The 16676-nt window shown below is 51.6% G+C and carries 16 protein-coding genes; 3 read left to right on the top strand and 13 right to left on the bottom strand.

Annotated features, from left to right (window positions below; translation table 11 throughout):
* Positions 1 to 125: 125 nt before the first annotated feature.
* On the top strand, positions 126 to 2126 hold the full coding sequence (locus tag ACFQZT_RS10520; protein ID WP_379299385.1) for a methyl-accepting chemotaxis protein: 2001 nt from the start codon (positions 126 to 128) through the stop codon (positions 2124 to 2126).
* 65 nt (positions 2127 to 2191) lie between these two features.
* On the opposite strand, the gene ACFQZT_RS10515 is transcribed toward ACFQZT_RS10520, so the two are convergent.
* Together ACFQZT_RS10515 and ACFQZT_RS10510 are read right to left on the bottom strand one after the other, a co-directional pair.
* On the bottom strand, positions 2192 to 2359 hold the full coding sequence (locus ACFQZT_RS10515) for a hypothetical protein (RefSeq protein WP_379299383.1): 168 nt from the start codon (positions 2357 to 2359) through the stop codon (positions 2192 to 2194).
* Between the two features lie 96 nt (positions 2360 to 2455).
* Positions 2456 to 3325 (bottom strand): LysR family transcriptional regulator, encoded by an 870-nt coding sequence (locus tag ACFQZT_RS10510; RefSeq protein ID WP_379299381.1) that lies wholly within the window; start codon positions 3323 to 3325, stop codon positions 2456 to 2458.
* 133 nt (positions 3326 to 3458) lie between these two features.
* On the opposite strand from ACFQZT_RS10510, the gene ACFQZT_RS10505 reads away from it, so the two are divergent.
* Complete coding sequence (locus ACFQZT_RS10505) at positions 3459 to 4529, top strand: branched-chain amino acid aminotransferase (RefSeq protein ID WP_379299379.1); 1071 nt, start codon at positions 3459 to 3461, stop codon at positions 4527 to 4529.
* A 100-nt stretch (positions 4530 to 4629) separates the two neighbouring features.
* Here ACFQZT_RS10505 and ACFQZT_RS10500 read toward each other — a convergent pair whose 3' ends face one another.
* The 3 genes from ACFQZT_RS10500 to ACFQZT_RS10490 all read right to left on the bottom strand — a co-directional run bounded on the left by ACFQZT_RS10500 (position 4630) and on the right by ACFQZT_RS10490 (position 7692).
* A complete protein-coding gene (locus tag ACFQZT_RS10500) occupies positions 4630 to 5280 on the bottom strand; it encodes a TetR/AcrR family transcriptional regulator (protein WP_379299377.1) in 651 nt (216 codons plus the stop codon).
* A complete protein-coding gene (locus ACFQZT_RS10495; RefSeq protein WP_379299375.1) occupies positions 5277 to 6185 on the bottom strand; it encodes an alpha/beta fold hydrolase in 909 nt (302 codons plus the stop codon). The genes ACFQZT_RS10500 and ACFQZT_RS10495 overlap by 4 nt, the downstream gene beginning before the upstream one ends.
* Positions 6186 to 6600: 415 nt before the next feature.
* Positions 6601 to 7692, bottom strand: coding sequence for an oxidoreductase (locus tag ACFQZT_RS10490; protein WP_379299373.1), 1092 nt, complete (start codon positions 7690 to 7692; stop codon positions 6601 to 6603).
* A 154-nt stretch (positions 7693 to 7846) separates the two neighbouring features.
* Here ACFQZT_RS10490 and ACFQZT_RS10485 point away from each other — a divergent pair, with 154 nt between their 5' ends.
* Positions 7847 to 8713 carry a LysR family transcriptional regulator gene (locus ACFQZT_RS10485; protein ID WP_379299371.1) on the top strand — a complete coding sequence of 289 codons (867 nt, stop codon included), beginning with the start codon at positions 7847 to 7849 and terminating at the stop codon, positions 8711 to 8713.
* 11 nt (positions 8714 to 8724) lie between these two features.
* On the opposite strand, the gene ACFQZT_RS10480 is transcribed toward ACFQZT_RS10485, so the two are convergent.
* The 8 genes from ACFQZT_RS10480 to gcvPA all read right to left on the bottom strand — a co-directional run bounded on the left by ACFQZT_RS10480 (position 8725) and on the right by gcvPA (position 16669).
* A complete protein-coding gene (locus ACFQZT_RS10480; RefSeq protein ID WP_379299369.1) occupies positions 8725 to 9156 on the bottom strand; it encodes a YkvA family protein in 432 nt (143 codons plus the stop codon).
* Between the two features lie 54 nt (positions 9157 to 9210).
* Entirely contained in the window at positions 9211 to 9816 is a 606-nt protein-coding gene (locus tag ACFQZT_RS10475) for a LysE/ArgO family amino acid transporter (protein ID WP_379299367.1), read from the bottom strand.
* Between the two features lie 94 nt (positions 9817 to 9910).
* Complete coding sequence (locus ACFQZT_RS10470) at positions 9911 to 10531, bottom strand: LysE family translocator (protein ID WP_379299365.1); 621 nt, start codon at positions 10529 to 10531, stop codon at positions 9911 to 9913.
* 85 nt (positions 10532 to 10616) lie between these two features.
* The gene (gene aguB / locus ACFQZT_RS10465; RefSeq protein ID WP_379299363.1) at positions 10617 to 11492 is read right to left on the bottom strand and encodes an N-carbamoylputrescine amidase; all 876 of its coding nucleotides are present in this window, start codon (positions 11490 to 11492) and stop codon (positions 10617 to 10619) included.
* Positions 11493 to 11504: 12 nt separating this feature from the next.
* Entirely contained in the window at positions 11505 to 11927 is a 423-nt protein-coding gene (locus tag ACFQZT_RS10460) for a hypothetical protein (protein ID WP_379299361.1), read from the bottom strand.
* A gap of 283 nt (positions 11928 to 12210) precedes the next feature.
* Positions 12211 to 13245, bottom strand: a complete 1035-nt coding sequence (locus tag ACFQZT_RS10455; RefSeq protein WP_379299359.1) for an agmatine deiminase family protein — start codon at positions 13243 to 13245, stop codon at positions 12211 to 12213.
* Positions 13246 to 13691: 446 nt separating this feature from the next.
* The gene (gene gcvPB / locus ACFQZT_RS10450) at positions 13692 to 15251 is read right to left on the bottom strand and encodes an aminomethyl-transferring glycine dehydrogenase subunit GcvPB (RefSeq protein WP_379299357.1); all 1560 of its coding nucleotides are present in this window, start codon (positions 15249 to 15251) and stop codon (positions 13692 to 13694) included.
* The gene (gcvPA, locus tag ACFQZT_RS10445; RefSeq protein WP_379299355.1) at positions 15248 to 16669 is read right to left on the bottom strand and encodes an aminomethyl-transferring glycine dehydrogenase subunit GcvPA; all 1422 of its coding nucleotides are present in this window, start codon (positions 16667 to 16669) and stop codon (positions 15248 to 15250) included. Before gcvPA ends, gcvPB begins: the two co-directional genes overlap by 4 nt.
* Positions 16670 to 16676: the final 7 nt, after the last annotated feature.

The raw sequence follows: 16676 nt of genomic DNA, 5'->3' as shown, positions 1-16676 counted from the left end.
AGAAATTTCTTCGCTCTTTCAATGAATGCCCATGTGTCGAAATTTGCAGGATAATTGTCGAACTATGTCGTAAATCAACCCTAACACATTAAAATGAATCGCTACAGAAAGGACGAACGCTTTACATGACCATTTTAAGAAACCTATTGGGGGCCAAGTCACTGAAAGTGAAGATGTCGCTGCTGCTGCTGGCTGTCTCTCTGATCCCCTTGTTGGTCGCCATGTCCATCCTTACCTCGCAGTCCTCATCCGTCGTTGAGACCGAAACGAAAGAACAGCAATCCCGTATTGCCGAACTAACTGCAGGCGAGATTAATGCTTGGCTGAACGGCAAAATTGCATCCATCCAATCCGTTGTCAAAGCGCATCCCGAATTGCTGAGCGGTAAGGCTGACACCGTTCTCCCCATTTTGAAAATTATGGCTGAGAGTGACCCTGAGGTGTTCCGTTTTGCTTATATCGACCCGCAGGGCAAGTCAACGGATACGGCTGGCCAACAGCTCGACGCAAGCAACTTTGATAATTTCAAACGTGCTGTAGCCAGCAAAAAGGTAGCCGTCTCCGATATCATCAAGGAAGGCTCCAGCGGTAAAAATATTATTATCATCGATGTACCTCTCGTCGATGCCAAGGGCGATTTTCAAGGTATTGTACAGTCCTTCCTGTCACCAGAGTCAATGCTGTCGATCATTAACCGAATCAAATTCGGGGAAACAGGTTACGGCTATTTGCTTTCACCTGGCGGCACCTATCTGGTTCACCCCAAGAAAACGGGGCAAAAGCTGGAGGAATCCTCCACAGCCGAAAAAATGGATCTCTACAAAAAAACCGTTTTCGCCGATAAAAGTGGTTACATTTTATACAAAGAGCCGGACGGCACATTAAAATCGGCTGCTTTTCAAACGATCGAGGCCACTGGCTGGAAGCTTGTTCTTTCAGGGGAACAAGCGGAAATCTACCAGAAGGTGAGTAAGCTTAAGTACAATTCCGCCATCATGCTGGCGATTGCCGCTCTACTTGTCATTGGCCTGGCAATGTTCCTCACTAGGATGATGCTTCGCCCGATTATGACGATTACATCCCTTATGCAGCAAGTAGGGAAAGGCGATTTATCCGGCAGATTGAGCAATCGGGGTGAGGACGAAATCGCGTCGCTGCGGAAGAACATCAATACCATGCTCGATTCCTTCTCCGAGATGATCAGCAGGCTTTCGGAAGCGGTCTCGCATACCGCCGCCTCATCCGAGCAGCTTACTGCAATCGCAAACGAGTCTACAAGGGCCTCGGAGCATATCACCTCCTCGGTCCAGCAGGTTGTAACCGGTGCTGAAGCGAATTATCAAGCTTCGGAGCAAATCTCTACCGCGATGGGTGAAATGGCGTCCGGCGTGCAAAAAATTGCCGAATCGTCCACCCATGTATCGGAAACGGCGCAAAGCGTCGTTCAAGTAGTAGGACGCGGAAACGGCGATATCCAACAAGCGATGACTCAGATGCGAGAGGTCAGCCACGCAGTGGAGCATACGGCCGGTCTTGTACGCGGCCTGGAGGAGAAATCCGAACAAATCCGTCAAATCGCCGGCTTTATTTCGGAAATTGCCGCACAAACCAATTTACTCGCCTTGAACGCTTCCATTGAAGCGGCAAGAGCCGGCGAGCACGGCCGAGGTTTCTCGGTCGTCGCTAGCGAAGTCAAGAAGCTGGCTGAGCAGACAAGCAGCGCAACCGTGAACATCACTGCCATTATCGGCGAAACGATCGCAGCCACGAAAGAAGCCTCCGGTTCCATGCAGGGCGGACTCGCGGAGGTCGAAAAAGGCGCCGTGCTTGTCGAGACCGCCGGGCAAGCATTCCAGTCGATTCTGGCCTCGATTCAATCGGTAAACGACCAGATCCAGGAAGTGTCGGCGGCGTCCCAGGAAATATCCGCGGGTACGGAAGAGGTCGCCGCTTCCTCCCAGGAAACCGTTCTCGTTGTGAAGCATGCACTAGATAGTTTGCAGGTTATCGCCAAATCGGCCAGCGGACAGCTTCAGTCGATGGAAGAGATTAGCTCCTCTTCCGAATCGCTCAGCGTGATGGCAGTCGAGCTCCAAGAGCAGATCAATCGGTTCAAGTTGAAATAGGAACCTAACTCGTACAAGTAAAAACGCCTCGTCCGGGTCCCGGCGAGGCGTTATTATTTTACCAGTTAAAGAAACTTCTCATCCAAATCTTGCGATAACCGAAACAAATCCTCCCTAATATCGCGACAAGACCTGCTGATATGATGCAATTCTCTCCGGCCTTTTTCGATTTCGGCAATCATCCGGTCAATATCTCCGTGCGTGATCTTGCTTTCATCCATGTTGCCCACCATTTAAGCCCCCTCAATCATGATCGCAGCAGTTTCTATGTATAGGTTTCGTTATTTTGCTCACGATTGAGGGCGTTGCGGAGAGCTTCAACAAATGATTTAAAAATGCCGCATAAGTTCCTTAATAAACGTATCGGTTGTCGAGCACATAAACATGTCTTTGCGAAAAACGATGCCGACTTCTTTTTCTGGAACGGGGTCAATGAGAGAAATGCTGCGTATGCCATTTGCGCTGGCGCTTTTTACATAGGATTCCGGCAAAACGGCTCCGCCCAAATGGTTCCTGGCCATTTGCAGCAGCGAATCCAGCGTGGACATCTCCAAAACTGGCTGTATGGGGATGCCGATTTGTTCCATGCAGTCGTCGATCATTTGCCTGACATAAAATTTTTTCTGGAGCATCGCGACCGGAAGTTTATCCAGATCCCTGAGCTGGATCCCCTCGGATTCGGCAAGCGGGTGCCGGTCGGAAACAACAAGTTGGAGACGCTCGGTATACAAAGGAATGCTTTGAAGGTGCTCGTCTTCATCCGGCAGGAAAACAACACCGAGATCGAGCTGATTGCTCAGCAACTGCTCTTTGGTTTCTTCCGTGGCGAGTTCGGTGACGGACAGTTCAATTTTTGGATATTGCGCATGAAAAGCAAGTATGGTTGCAGTCAGCAGATGATTGCCGGAACAACCGATACGCAGGCGTCCGCGCTGCATGCCTCGGATCTCATTAATGGCGGCCTGCGCCTGATCGAGCTCGTGAAACATGTTCCTGCTGTGCTTGTTCAGGATCTGCCCCGCTTCGGTAACGAATACTTTCTTGCCGATTCGCTGGAAAAGCGGCGTGCCGAGCCGATGCTCCAATAGACGAATCTGCTGACTGAGGGTAGGCTGGCTAATACCAAGTTTTTCTGCCGCCTTCGTAAAATGCAATTCTTCACACACCGCCAAAAAGTACTCCAGCAAACGATGCTCCATCCCTTTTCGCCCTCTCCACCCATAGATATTAACTATGATCTTAATTGTTAATTCGCAATTGATCAATGATTATTCTTTGCATATAGTTAGAATAATCACTTTCAACTTTTTTCCAATCAGGGGGATGAATACGATGTACGGGACGATTCGGATTGAGCGCAATGAGCAAGGAAAAGCCATGCCGACAGCAGAACAAGGTCTTGGCTTTGGACGTTATTTTACCGATCATATGCTGCTGTTGGATTATGAGGAAGAGAAAGGCTGGCACGATCCCCGCATTGTTCCTTATGCTCCGATCTCCTTGGACCCGGCGGCGATGGTTTTCCATTATGGGCAGGCTGTGTTTGAGGGTTTAAAGGCTTTTTACAGTGAGAACGGCGAGATTAGGCTCTTCCGTCCGGACCAAAATGCGAAGCGGCTGAACCGTTCCAGTGAGCGGCTGCAAATGCCTCCGATCGACGAAACGTTCATCGTGGAAGCGATTCGAACCCTTGTACAGGTGGATGCGAATTGGGTGCCCCGTAAAAAAGGCGCATCGCTTTACATTCGTCCCTTCGTTATCGCGACAGAAGCGGTCCTGGGCGTGCGGAGTTCTTCAAGATACCTGTTCGTCGTCATTCTGTCGCCTGTAGAGGCTTACTATGAAGAAGGGCTTCAGCCGATCAACATTCTAGTGGAAAACCACTATGCCCGAGCGGTTCAAGGCGGTACCGGCGGCGCCAAAACTTCCGGCAATTATGCAGGAAGCCTCAAGGCGCAAGCGATTGCAAAGGAAAAAGGCTATGCGCAAGTGCTCTGGCTGGATGCCATCCAGAAAACGTATTTGGAAGAAGTGGGCAGCATGAACGTCTTTTTCCGCATTGGCGGGGAAGTGATTACTCCTGATCTGAGCGGGAGCATCCTGGCCGGGGTTACAAGAGACAGCATCATTCGATTGCTGGGCGATTGGGGAGTTCCGGTAACTGAACGGAAAATTTCGATAACGGAAATTGTTCAGGCCTACGAGGACGGCACGCTGCAGGAGGCTTTCGGCACTGGTACGGCAGCTGTCATCACTCCAATAGGCAGCTTGCTTTGGGAAGATAAGCAGATGCTCGTTCAAGGAGGCCACAGCGGGGAGCTGACCCAGAAGCTGTATGATACGATCACCGGCATTCAAAGCGGCCGTCTTGCAGATTCTCATGGTTGGATGGTCCCTTGTTAAAATATATAAATATGGTCAAAGCTACACAAAAGCCCTCGGAGACTAAGAATCCGGGGGCGTTTTTCATGCCAAGATGGAACGAGTATTGCGAAGGACCGCTTCACATTATGCGAACAAGGCTAAGAAAGAACTCGATGTGATCCGCCATGCTCTGCTCAATCGCGCTGGTGTCTTGGTCTAAATATTTGTGTAAGTTGTACTCCGTGATCATACCAAACAGCGGGTACTGATATTCAGCAGCAAGCAGCTTGGGATCGTGAGGCTTGATCATCCCCCGCTCAATCATGATGGAGAAGGCGTTCTCCAAAAAGCTTAGCGTCCTCCGAATAATATCTTCCACGAGAATCGAACGTGCCAAGGGGTCGCGATACTGCTCAATCGTGACGATGCGCCAAATGCGCGCGTTAATCGGATCATCGATATGCGCCTTGAAATTTTTGACTCCTTGGTGCAAAAATTGCTCCGCTGTCATCTGCTTCAGAGCCCCCTTCAGCATTTCCGGGGACAGCAGTATTTCTTCAATCGCTCTTCGAAAGTTGAGGAAAATGACGCTAAGCAGCTCCTCTTTACTCGCAAAGTGATTGTAAAGCGAGCTTTCCTTTATTCCTACCTCCCGCGTAATCTCGCGGATGGAGACGCCGGAGTAACCTTTGCGGGAAAAAAGATCGATCGCTGTTTCGAGAATTTTGATTTTATTCGTATTGGCGATGGGACTTGCATGTAAGTCTAAAAAAACGCTTTGCCCGTTCATACCGCGTGCTCCTTTATGGATTCGTTCCTGCGACTTCCCTCATGCTGTTGTAAAAACTTAAGCACAAGAGGATTCACAAGGTCGGGCCGCTCCAATGAAAGCCCGTGGCCTGTGCCGGCGATGATGTCGCCCTGCAAATTGGCAATAAGCTGCTTCGCCCGCTGGAGGCCTTTTTCGGGATTATACTGCACCTCGTACTCTCCGAGCAGCAGAAGTACCGGGCATTTGATAGCGCGGAGCTCGTCATCTGACATATAGCCGGCATGCAGCCTGACTTGAGGCAAACAATTTTGCAAAGCGATCACAAATTGCTCGCGAACTATTGGGTTAACCTCATTGCCCAAAGCCTTCATGTAGTCCATGAGCCGATTAATTCTCGCCCTACTTGGCAGCATCCCGGCCATCATGCAGCGAAGGAAAAAGCCCTTGCGCTGCGGCTGTATCGCTCCGCCGGGGCTAATCGAGATGAGGCTCCGGATTCGGTCAGGCAGCAGACGGCTTACAATCATCCCGACGAAAGCGCCGTAAGAGAGCCCCATGACATGTGCGCTGGCGACGCCTAACCCTTCCATCACCTGAGCAAACCAATCCGCGCATTGCTCTTTGGTATGGATGACGCCCTTTGCGACACTGCGATTCATATCGCCGATAAAATCTACAGCATATACGCGATATTGAGCGCTTAGCGACTCAATGTTATCGATCCAGCTTGTCGAGCTGAAGCCGTAGCCATGCAGCAGCACGAGCGGTTCGCCATCGGCAGGGCCTGCGACGAGAACATGGGTCTGCCCGAATGTTGTGGGCACTTGTACGCTTTCATAAGGCACCTTCCACGCCGATAAGGTGGCGTTATATGCCTGATTCAGCAGGGCTTCGCCTGCCGGTTTCCGATACAAGCTTCTCATAGAAATACCTCCGAACGCTCATTAGCCATTACACTATGACTAACGGATGTTAGTTTCTATTATACTAACGATCGTTCGTTTGTCAAACGATGTTTTACATCGCTGTGCGGGGGAGTTCCCGCGCGCCAGCGAAGAAAGGCGAACTGCAACGATGGTTTCCATCGTTGCAGGGGGAGGATCAACATCGTAGCGTAGCCGCAACGATGTTTTACATCGCTGTGCGGGGGTGTTCCCGCGCGCCAGCGTATAAAGGCGAACTGCAACGATGGTTTCCACCGTTGCAGGGGTAGGATCAACATCGTAGCGTTGCCGCAACGATGTTTTACATCGCTGGGCGGGAGAGTTCCCGCGCGCCAGCGAAAGTTGGATGTTGTCCAAGGGAGGAACGTCTGGCTCATTAGTCCCTAGACTCATTTCACACAACAAGTTCTTCATCCCGCAGTGTCGCAATGGGGTGCAGGAATTGATGGTCGAAAGGGTTTAGCGTTTGGCCTGCCTTCACTTTATGAACCCAGTCCGGATTGACCAACGCACTTGTTCCGATCGCGACCAAATCGGCATCGCCCGACATTAGGAGTCGCTCCGCTGCTTCCGGTTCGCCCAACTTGCCATTAGCAATAACGGGAAGACCGCTGTACCGTTTGGCAAGTTCAGCAAGGGTCGGTCCGCCCTCCGCGAATGCAGGGCTAAGCGCCTTGTATTCGGTTGTATGGATGTAGCTCGGCGAAGCGGCAGCCAATTGTTCGAAAATGACTTTGGCATCGGCCTCTCCTTGTGCCCACTTGTGGTGGAAATCGTTCACTTTGCCTTGCGACATGCGGACACCCACCGTGTAATCCGAACCTACGGCGGCACGAATGGCTCCCAGCACCTCCGCCACTATGCGGATGCGGCGCTCGGTAGAGCCGCCGTATTCATCCGTTCTGCGATTCGTGTAGTCCGTGATGAATTGATCCAATAAATAACCGTTTGCGGCATGCACTTCAACACCGTCAAAACCGGCTTGCTTGGCGCGGAGAGCGGCCTGGGCGAAACAATCGATCGTTTGCCGGATCTCGCCAAGCGTCATCTCTCTGGGCACCGCGAACTCGCCGCTTCCACCGTGTTCTTCCAGCATCGCCCCTACCGGCTTCACAGCTGAAGGCGCGATTGGCGTAAATCCGTCGTGCTGGACGAGCGCACCCGCGTGCATCAGCTGCGCGACGATCTTGCCTCCTTCACGATGCACCGCTTGAATAACGGGCCGCCACGCGTCAGCCTGGGCATCATTCGCAATTCCCGGCTGGTTCCCGTAACTTCGGCTGTTAACTGCATTCGGATAGATGCCTTCCGTAATGATGAGACCAAACCCGCCCTTTGCAAATCGCGTGTAATAGCGGACCATGCGGTCATTCGCCAATCCGGAAGATTCTGCGCTCGTACGGGTCATAGGCGATAGCACCGCCCGATTGGATAACTGCAGGGAACCTAATTGAAACGCTGATAAAAGATTAGGGTATTTGCTCATATTTAATGCCTCCTCAAGTTTACCGTACGTTACGCGACTCTTCATCGCTTGCTCGGTTTTTCTTGAGATGATTGTAATCCGTCAATGTTATACTGTAAAATGATTGGTATCGATGATCACATCAAAATTATTGATACCTAAGGCGGAGATCCTCATGGAGTTAACAGATCTTAAAGTGTTTATGGCAGTCATGGAGGAAGGCAGCGTATCTCGTGCGGCAGAGAGACTGGACTATGTGCAGTCGAACGTCACGACGCGGATTCGCAAGCTGGAGTCGGAGCTTGGGGTTCAACTTTTCCAAAGACATCCGAAGGGCGTAATCCCAACGGAGAAAGGGCTTGCTTTCCGCAAGTATGCTTCGGACATTCTTCATTTGACCGAGGAGGCTGTCATGGCCATGAAGGAACCGGACTATCCGAGCGGGTCGCTTGCGATCGGGGTTGTGGAGACGATAACTTCTTCGGGGCCTTTTATCCATGCGCTCTCCGAGTTTCAAAATAAATATCCCGAAGTTTCGCTATCGCTCGTGACGGGAACATCGCCCCAAAATTATGAGAAACTGCTGAACCGCCAGCTAGACGGCGCTTTCTTCACTGGAGAATTCGATCTTTCAATGCTTCAAATCGCCCATGAGATTCAGGATGAAGCAGTCCTGCTAACGGCCGGCAGCGATAATGAGCCTCAAATCCCCCCGAGCGTGGCAACTGCATCGTGGGTCGTGTTCCCGAAAGGCTGCCCATTTCGGTCTGCCATCGAAGAATGGCTTCACAGCGAGGGGGCGCCGCCAGCCAACATAATTGAGATCAGCACATTGGAAACGATGCTGAATTGCGTGCGCTCGGGGCTCGGTTACGCGCTTTTGCCCCAATCTGCCGTTCCCGAAGATGATAAGCGACTGGGCACCCATCCGGTTCCGGATCGGTACCGATACGCAACAACGCGGCTCGTTTACCGGAAAGAGCAGTTCCACAGCAAAGCGTTCGCCGCATTCGCGCAATGCGTCAGAGCGGCGGGAATATGACTGAGCGCTCCTTAGTCTTTCAAATGCTCGCCGCTCCCAGGAGCGTCCTCTTTTTCCACAAGCTGAGCCTCAATGTCGATCACATCCGGGCTATTGACCGCTTCTTCGCCAAAAAACTCCCGCAGCTTGTCCTTCGCTTTCCGCTTCACGTCATCATCAATACTCTTCGCTACCGCACCGAGCGCTAGGGCAAGCGCACCTAAATCATCCACGTAGCCTACAACGGGTAGAAGATCAGGAACAAGATCAAATGGCAAAATTAGATAGCCAAGCGCGCCGTAGATCTGCACCTTGGCTTTGAGCGGCGTTTTCTTGCTTTCTAGTGCATAGAACAGGAGCAAGCCTGAGTAGATGACCTTGATGCCGGCGTCTTTGGCGCCCTTTTTTAACTTGTCCCAGAAGCCGTTGTTCGAAAAATGCTTTTCATACTTGGATGCATCCATTTTCATCACTCCATTCAGGAAGTCATTTGCTTCGAGAGGTCAGTGGATTTCGCTTTACAGTGTCGTTACCAAGTAAATCGCCGCGGCCCACATAACCACCGCCGATATTTTATTCAGATAAGGAATAAGCTTGCCGTTCTTATCCTTGACCCCCACCAGGCGTCCGGCCAGCGCTAATAAGAAGAACCACATCCAAGAAACCGCTATGCAAGTTACGGTAAACGCGACTTTATCATAATCTGAGTAGCTTAATGAGCTCGTTCCGATCACACCGACCGTGTCGAGAATGGCATGCGGATTCAGGATCGAAATCATCATCGTGAACGTAATCAGCTTACCGGTATGCGTGTGCTGCGGTACTTGTTTGTTCCCTTCCGGCTTCGTTTTCCAGGACATAAACCCCATGTACAACAGAAAAACAGTACCGCCAATGACTAGAAGCGTCTTCATCCAAACAAAACTCAACACAACAACCGAGAGTCCGAGAACAGCAACTAAGATTAGAGCCGTATCGCAAAGCGATGCGGTCAGTACGATCGGGAGCACATAGATCCATTTTTCCCTAACTGCTCCCTGCGAAAACACAAAAAAATTCTGCACACCTAGTGGTATGATGAGTCCAATTGCCAGTATAAATGCATGAATAATTGCAGATAACATAATTTCTCCTTAGTTCGATTGTTCGTATTTTGGCGAGCCTTGTTTGCCTTAGCATGATCCATTTTTTTAACCCGTTCTAGTTGCTGGCCTTCGCCTACAAGCCTTTGAGCACATCAATCAATGATATTACACCGAAAATAGAAACGATAACACCCGAGAGCCGGTTAATCCATTTAAAAGCAGAGATATGGAGTCGTTCTCTAAACATGCCCACTATCAAACTTAGAACCAACCACCATAGAGCGGAACCAACAAATACGCCTGCAACTAGCGCTGTTGCCGATAAGATGCCTGTTTGCGTGCTACCAATGCCGAGCCCAGCGAAAGCCCCAAGAAAAGACATGATCGTCATGGGATTGGTGATCGTAAGCATCAATGTTGAAGCGTATGATCTGAAAAGAGTTTCACCCTGTGCTTTTGCCGGTCCCGTAGCGGGGTTAGATCGATAGGTTTGAATACCGAGATAGAGTAGGAATAAGCCCCCAACGGTCTGCAGCAACGCTTTTTGCCCAAGAAGAAAATTCGTAATAAGCGTAAGACCGAACCCCGCTATGAAACCATAAAAAGCATCCGCTGATGCCGCTCCCAAACCCGACAAAAAACCATGAAGTCTGCCATGCGCAATCGTTCTTCGTATGCAGAGAACGCCAATAGGCCCAACCGGTGCAGCGATCGAAAACCCTAGCAAAATCCCTTTCCATATAGGCATCCACATCACGAATGAATCCCCTTTCTGACACCCAGTTGCAAAAAAGGCAGGATACCTCGTTAAGGGGCAGCCTGCCTTCTCACATTATTGATTATAGTACCAAATCGCCGTCGTAAGTGGCAATTCTTTTGTACAGATCAGGACGACGATCGCGGAAAATGCCCCACTCGATGCGCTGTACTTCGAGCTGATCGAGGTCAAACTCGGCAACGAGCGTCGTTTCTTCGGTACGATTCGCTTCCACAATCTTGTTGCCCTGCGGGCCGGCAATGAAAGAGGAACCGTAGAAATCGATGCGGGAATCGTCATCCGTTTCCGTGCCGACACGGTTAGATGCGATAACCGGCATCAAGTTCGCCGCGGCGTGGCCGAGCATGCACATTTGCCAGTGATCTTTGGAGTCGATCGAGCCGTCCTGCGGCTCGGAGCCGATCGCTGTCGGGTAGAACAGCAGCTCCGCACCCATGAGTGCCATGCAGCGCGCCGCTTCCGGGTACCATTGGTCCCAACATACGCCTACGCCAATTTTCGCGTAACGGGTTTTCCAGACTTTGAACCCGGTATCGCCGGGGTTAAAATAGAACTTTTCTTCATACCCGGGACCGTCCGGGATATGGCTTTTGCGATAAAGGCCGAGCACTTCGCCGTCAGCATCGATAACCGCGAGCGAGTTGTAGCGGGCGTAGTTCTTTTTCTCATAAAAGCTGATCGGCAGAACAACTTGCAGCTCTTTGGCGATTTGGCGGAAATGATTGACTGCTTTATTATTTTCCAGCTCTGTTGCGTAGTGATAGTAGTCCGACTTCTCCTTTTGGCAGAAGTACGGCGTTTCGAACAGCTCCTGAATCAGGATAATCTGCGCGCCCTCCGCGGCCGCTTGGCGAACCAGGGACTCGGCTTTGCGGATGTTTTCTTCAATGTTGTCGGTGCAGCTCATTTGGGTGGCTGCCACTTTCACCTTTCTCACTTCAATCACCTCTTAACATTTATCGTATAAAGTAAAATTTACATCCTGATGATCCCTCGCTTGAGCGCGGATTTCTCGCCTGTAACTGCCTTTTTGGTACTTTCGGGCGCCGGCTCGCGCCGATTCTTGCCCATAGCGCCCCAAAAGGGCGCTACAGATCGAAATCCCCCGCTTGAGCGTGGATTTCTCGCCTGTAACGGCCTTTTCGGCACTTTCAAGCACAGGCTCGCGCCGATTCTGCCCGTAGCGCCCCAAAAGGGCGCTACGGATCGAAATCCCCCGCTTGAGCGTGGATTCCGAGCCTGTAACGGCCTTTTCGGCACTTTCGGGCGCCGGCTCGCGCCGATTCTTGCCCGTAGCGCCCCAAAAGGGCGCTACAGATCGAAATCCCCCACTTGAGTGTGGATTTCTCGCCTGTAACGGCCTTTTTGGCACTTTCAGGCGCAGGCTCGTGCCGATTCTTGCCCGTAGCGCCCCAAAAAGGCGCTACGGATCGAAATCCCCCGCTTGAGCGGATTTCTCCCCTGTAACGGCCTTTTCGGCACTTTCGGGCGCAGGCTCGCGCCGATTCTTGCCCATAGCGCCCCATAAGGGCGCTACAGCTCGAAATCCCCCGCTTGACTTCTCGCCTGTAACGGCCTTTTCGGCACTTTCAAGCGCAGGCTCGCGCCGATTCTTGCCCGTAGCGCCCCAAAAGGGCGCTACAGCTACAGATCGCTTACGCCCGTTTGCTTGCAGGCATTTGCTGCGTCGTGCAGTGGACGTTGCCGCCCTCTTTGATGATCGACATACCGTCGATCTTGCGGATGCGGCGATCCGGGAATGCTGCGCTCAGTACCTGCTCCGCCTTGCGATCGGTCTCTTCCGCCGTGCCGCCAAACACCGGTAAAATGATGCCGCCATTTACGAAATAAAAGTTCAAATAGCTCAGCGTCAAACGCTGTTCGCCGAAGAAAGTTTTAGGCGGCTGCTCGATTTGAATAATCTCGAAAGCTCGACCTTTGGCATCCGTTGCGCTGCGCAGAATGTCCAAATTCTCTTGCGTGATGGCATAGTTCTCGTCCGCCGGATCGTTGCAAACCTGAATGATCACCTTGCCCGGCGCTGCAAAGCAAGCGATGTTATCGACGTGACCGTCCGTTTCGTCGCCATCGAGACCTTTGTTCAGCCAGATGATTTTCTCCACGTTTACGAAGTTTTTCACATGTTCTTCGATTTGCTCGCGGCTTAGCTCAGGATTGCGGTTTGTGTTAAGCAAGCATTCTTCTGTCGTCAGAAGCGTGCCTTCTCCGTCCACATGAATGGAGCCGCCTTCCATAACCAATGGCGCGTCTAGACGCTTAACACCGTAGTGTTCGAGTACTTGCGGAGCCACTTCGTCATCCAGATTCCAAGGAGCATATTTACCGCCCCAAGCGTTGAATTTCCAGTTTACGCCGGCAATTTCTTGCTGTTCATTCAGCACAAAAGTCGGTCCGTTGTCCCTGAACCAGGCATCGTTATGCTCGATCGTCAGAAAGGTAACGTCCCCTTCTGTAAAAAGAGCCTTAACCTGCTCCGCATCTGCCGGGTTAACGATGACCGTCACCGGTTCGAATTCGGCGATCGCTTTGACCAAATCCGCATAGCCTTTCGTTACTACCGCGTGATCTTCCGGATAAACCATCGACGCTTGTACCGGCCAGGAAACGAAGGTACGCTCGTGAGTTGTCCATTCTGCTGGCATTTTATATTGTAAATCCTTTGCATTCATCTCATCCATCTCACTTTATTTATATATTTGAGGGGGCTCACGCCAATCGCTTTGCCTTTGCGAGCACCGTATTTCATCATATACTAAAAGCCGCTCAGTCTCAATGCAATTTGCGAATGTAATAACAGGCAGCCAGGCATGAAGAAAGCACCAGCTTCTGATAGTCAGAGACCGGTGCTTTCTATACGTTTATGCGCGAGCACGTTTACCTACCTAATCACTTAACAGGAAAACCTACCTCTAAATACTAGCTCCGCGGCCTGATAGTTGCATTTACATGGAATAGCTACCGCTAAAATGAATCGTTCTTCTCAATTCCAATAAAGTCGGCCTAAATTAATAGGAGAAATTCCAGCTAAATCGTTGTAACACCTTGTCGCCAAACAAATTAAAGGGAGGTTTTCCCGCTAAATGGGCGAAGGCCGTGCCATGCATGCGCATTTTCCTTATTCAGCCTGCGTTTTCTTGAGATACGCCCGCCAGGTGATGCACCATTCCTTCGGATCGTCGAAACTGGAATGGTCGATGCGGTGCACGGTGCTGCGGGTCGGCGCATTTTTCACCACTTCCGGTGTCTCGTAGGCTTCCTTCGAAATTTGCGCTAACGCGTTGATGTATTCGTCGAGGTCTTCCTTCGAGTACGACTCCGTCGGCTCCAAAGTAAACGGCTGCGGTACGATATATGGATGATGGCTGGTCCAGTAGTGGAGCCCGAAATCGCACATGCGGTGGGTCACGTCTTCGGTCGTCACGCCGGTTTCTCGAGCCATCTGCTCCCAGCTGTAGCGTACCTGCTCCAGGCGGTTACCCTTCACATACGGGGCTGATGCGCCGCGAATTTGCAAAATTTTATGATACAAATAGTTGTTGTTGAGCACGGCCGTCTGCGCCACTTCCAACAAGCCTTCGGCTCCGAGAGCACGAATCCATGCATAAGCCCTTAGTACCGTTTGTGCAACTCCATGGAAAATACGCACTTTGCCGATGCTGTTGCCACCGGTCCGTTTCAACACATACTCGCCGTTTTCATGCTCTACAATCGGACCCGGCATAAAAGGAATCAGTTCGCTCACAACGCCCAGCGCGCCTGTCGCCGGACCGCCGCACATATGAGGCGCTGCGAATGTTTTATGCAGGTTGAAGAAACACATGTCGAAACCGGCTTCTTTGGCGCGTGTCACGCCTAGCAATCCATTCGCGTTCGCCTGGTCGTAATAGCAAATGCCCCCAGCAGCGTGCACGATATCTGTGAATTCCTTGATTTTCGGATTGAAAATCCCGGTATCTTCCGGGTTAGCCACCACAAAACCAGCCGTGCGGTTGGAAACAACCTTCTTAAGCGCTTCGATATCCGGGAAACCGTCCGCGTCCGGGTAAAGAGTGATGATTTTGTATCCCTTTACCGCTGCGGTTGCCGCTTGAGACGGGTGGGAGAAGATCGTCGTGATGATTTCGTCCCGTTGATCTCCCTCACCGCGCGAATCATGATAATTGCGAACAATCGAAGCCATAGCTAACAACGCTTGCGTACCGCTGCTCGGCTGGAACGTGAATTTATCCATGCCGGAAATCTCGCGCATAGCGAGATCCAGCTTATAGAACACTTCCAGAATCCCCTGGACGCTGCTTACATCCTGCAAAGGGTGCAACTCCGTGAGCTTCGGCGTGCGGATCATCATTTCATTGATGCGCGGAATGTATTTCATCGTGCAGGTACCCTGCCCGATTTCCACGTTGAAGTCGGAACCCATCGTTTCCTGCGAAAGCCGCAAATAGTGGCGAAGTACCTTCGCCTGGCCGATCTCCGGCAGCTTAGGCCGCTCGGTTCTGCGCATAGATGCGGGAATCGATGATACACCGTCGCCTACAGCCGCGCTGACAGCCGCTTCGGCCTTTGGCACCTGAACGCCGCGTTCCCCTTCTTTATGCAACTCAAAAATGACCGGCTCATCCCATTTAGCTTGATGGAAATTTCTCACTTTGCTTTCTCTGCGAATGCGTTTCATCTGGACATCACTCCTTCTGCCGAACCTGTCACACACACGGAAATCGCGCGGGCTAACCGCTCAATCTCTTCCTGTGCATGGACTTCCGTCACGCAATATAGGGCACACTCACCAAGCTCTGGGAAGTCGGCTGATAAATCTTTACCGCCTTGCACGCCGAGCGCAAGCATCGCAAGATGAATGTCTTCGACTTTCTTCCCGGTCGCCGTGAAATCGACGACGAATTCTTTAAAGAACGGAGACTGGAAACGCACGCTGACTCCGTCAATTTCCGAGAGCAGCTTGGCCGCGTATTGTGACTTTTGCATGATAGTCTGGCCAAGCTCCTCCATGCCGTATGGCCCTAGCAATGCGAGGTAAACGCCCGCCGTGATCCCCCAAAGCGCAGTTTGCGTGCCGACGGATTCTTTTCCTTTTTCACGCAAAGCAAAGGATGTACGGTCATACGCTACGTCTCCGAAGCCATATTCGCCCTCTACGATCGTCGGCGCAATACCGAACAAACGGGATGGGTACTCCATGACGAACTTCTCTTCGTCCCGCGTCGCAATGAATCCGGCTTGACCGCCGCCATAGTTCATATGCATGCCGAGCGGCTGCAGCTCGCCGCAGACGATATCCGCGCCGTATTGGCTAGGAGGCTTAAGCACGCCAAGGGAGCTCGGATCGACGCCGACCACGCACAACGCACCTACACGATGAGCAAGGTCTGCGATCTGCTGACCTTGCGACTCGATGACGCCAAGGAAGGTTGGATTTTCAAAATAGACAGCTGCGACGTCTTCATTCAACTTGCTTTGCAGGTCGGCTAAGTCCAGCTCGCCTGTCTCGCCGGCAAAATCGACGAAGCTGTAAGATAAATCAGGTGTGATGTAGTTAGCGATGACCATCAGTTTGTCGGCATCGATGTTGCGAGGCAGCAGTACCTGCTTCCGCCCCGTGATGCGCCCCGCCATCCGTAGGGAAGTCGAAGCCGCCTGCGGCCAGTCGAAGGTCGGAACGTTGACGACGTCCATATCGATCAGCTCCGCGACCAAGCTTTGGTACTCAAACAGCGCCTGAAACCGACCGTGATCTTCGTAAGGTTCCCCCGCATACGCCGTCACGAATTCGGAACGCTGATTAATCTCATCGCACACCGCCGGGATAAAATGCGGCCAACAGCCTGCGCCGAGAAAGCTGACGACTTCTTTGGAGCTTTTGTTTTTGGCCAGCATGCCTTCCACATAGCGCTGAAGCTCGAATTCGCCCAATGCCGGCGGCAGATCCATCATGCGGTTCAATTTCAAAGAATCGGGAATAATATCGTATAAATCCTCGATACGCTGCACGCCGATTTCGTCCAGCATTTGCCGTTGAACGTCCGGTACCGTGTTTGGAATATAAGGATGTGCTTGTTTGTTATCGCTCTTGCTCATTTATCGT

This window comes from Paenibacillus sp. GCM10027628, assembly GCF_042676385.1.
In the GTDB taxonomy this organism is placed as follows: domain Bacteria; phylum Bacillota; class Bacilli; order Paenibacillales; family NBRC-103111; genus Paenibacillus_E.
Note: the sequence above shows the minus strand (reverse complement) of the source record. Positions and strands in the feature narration are given on the sequence as shown.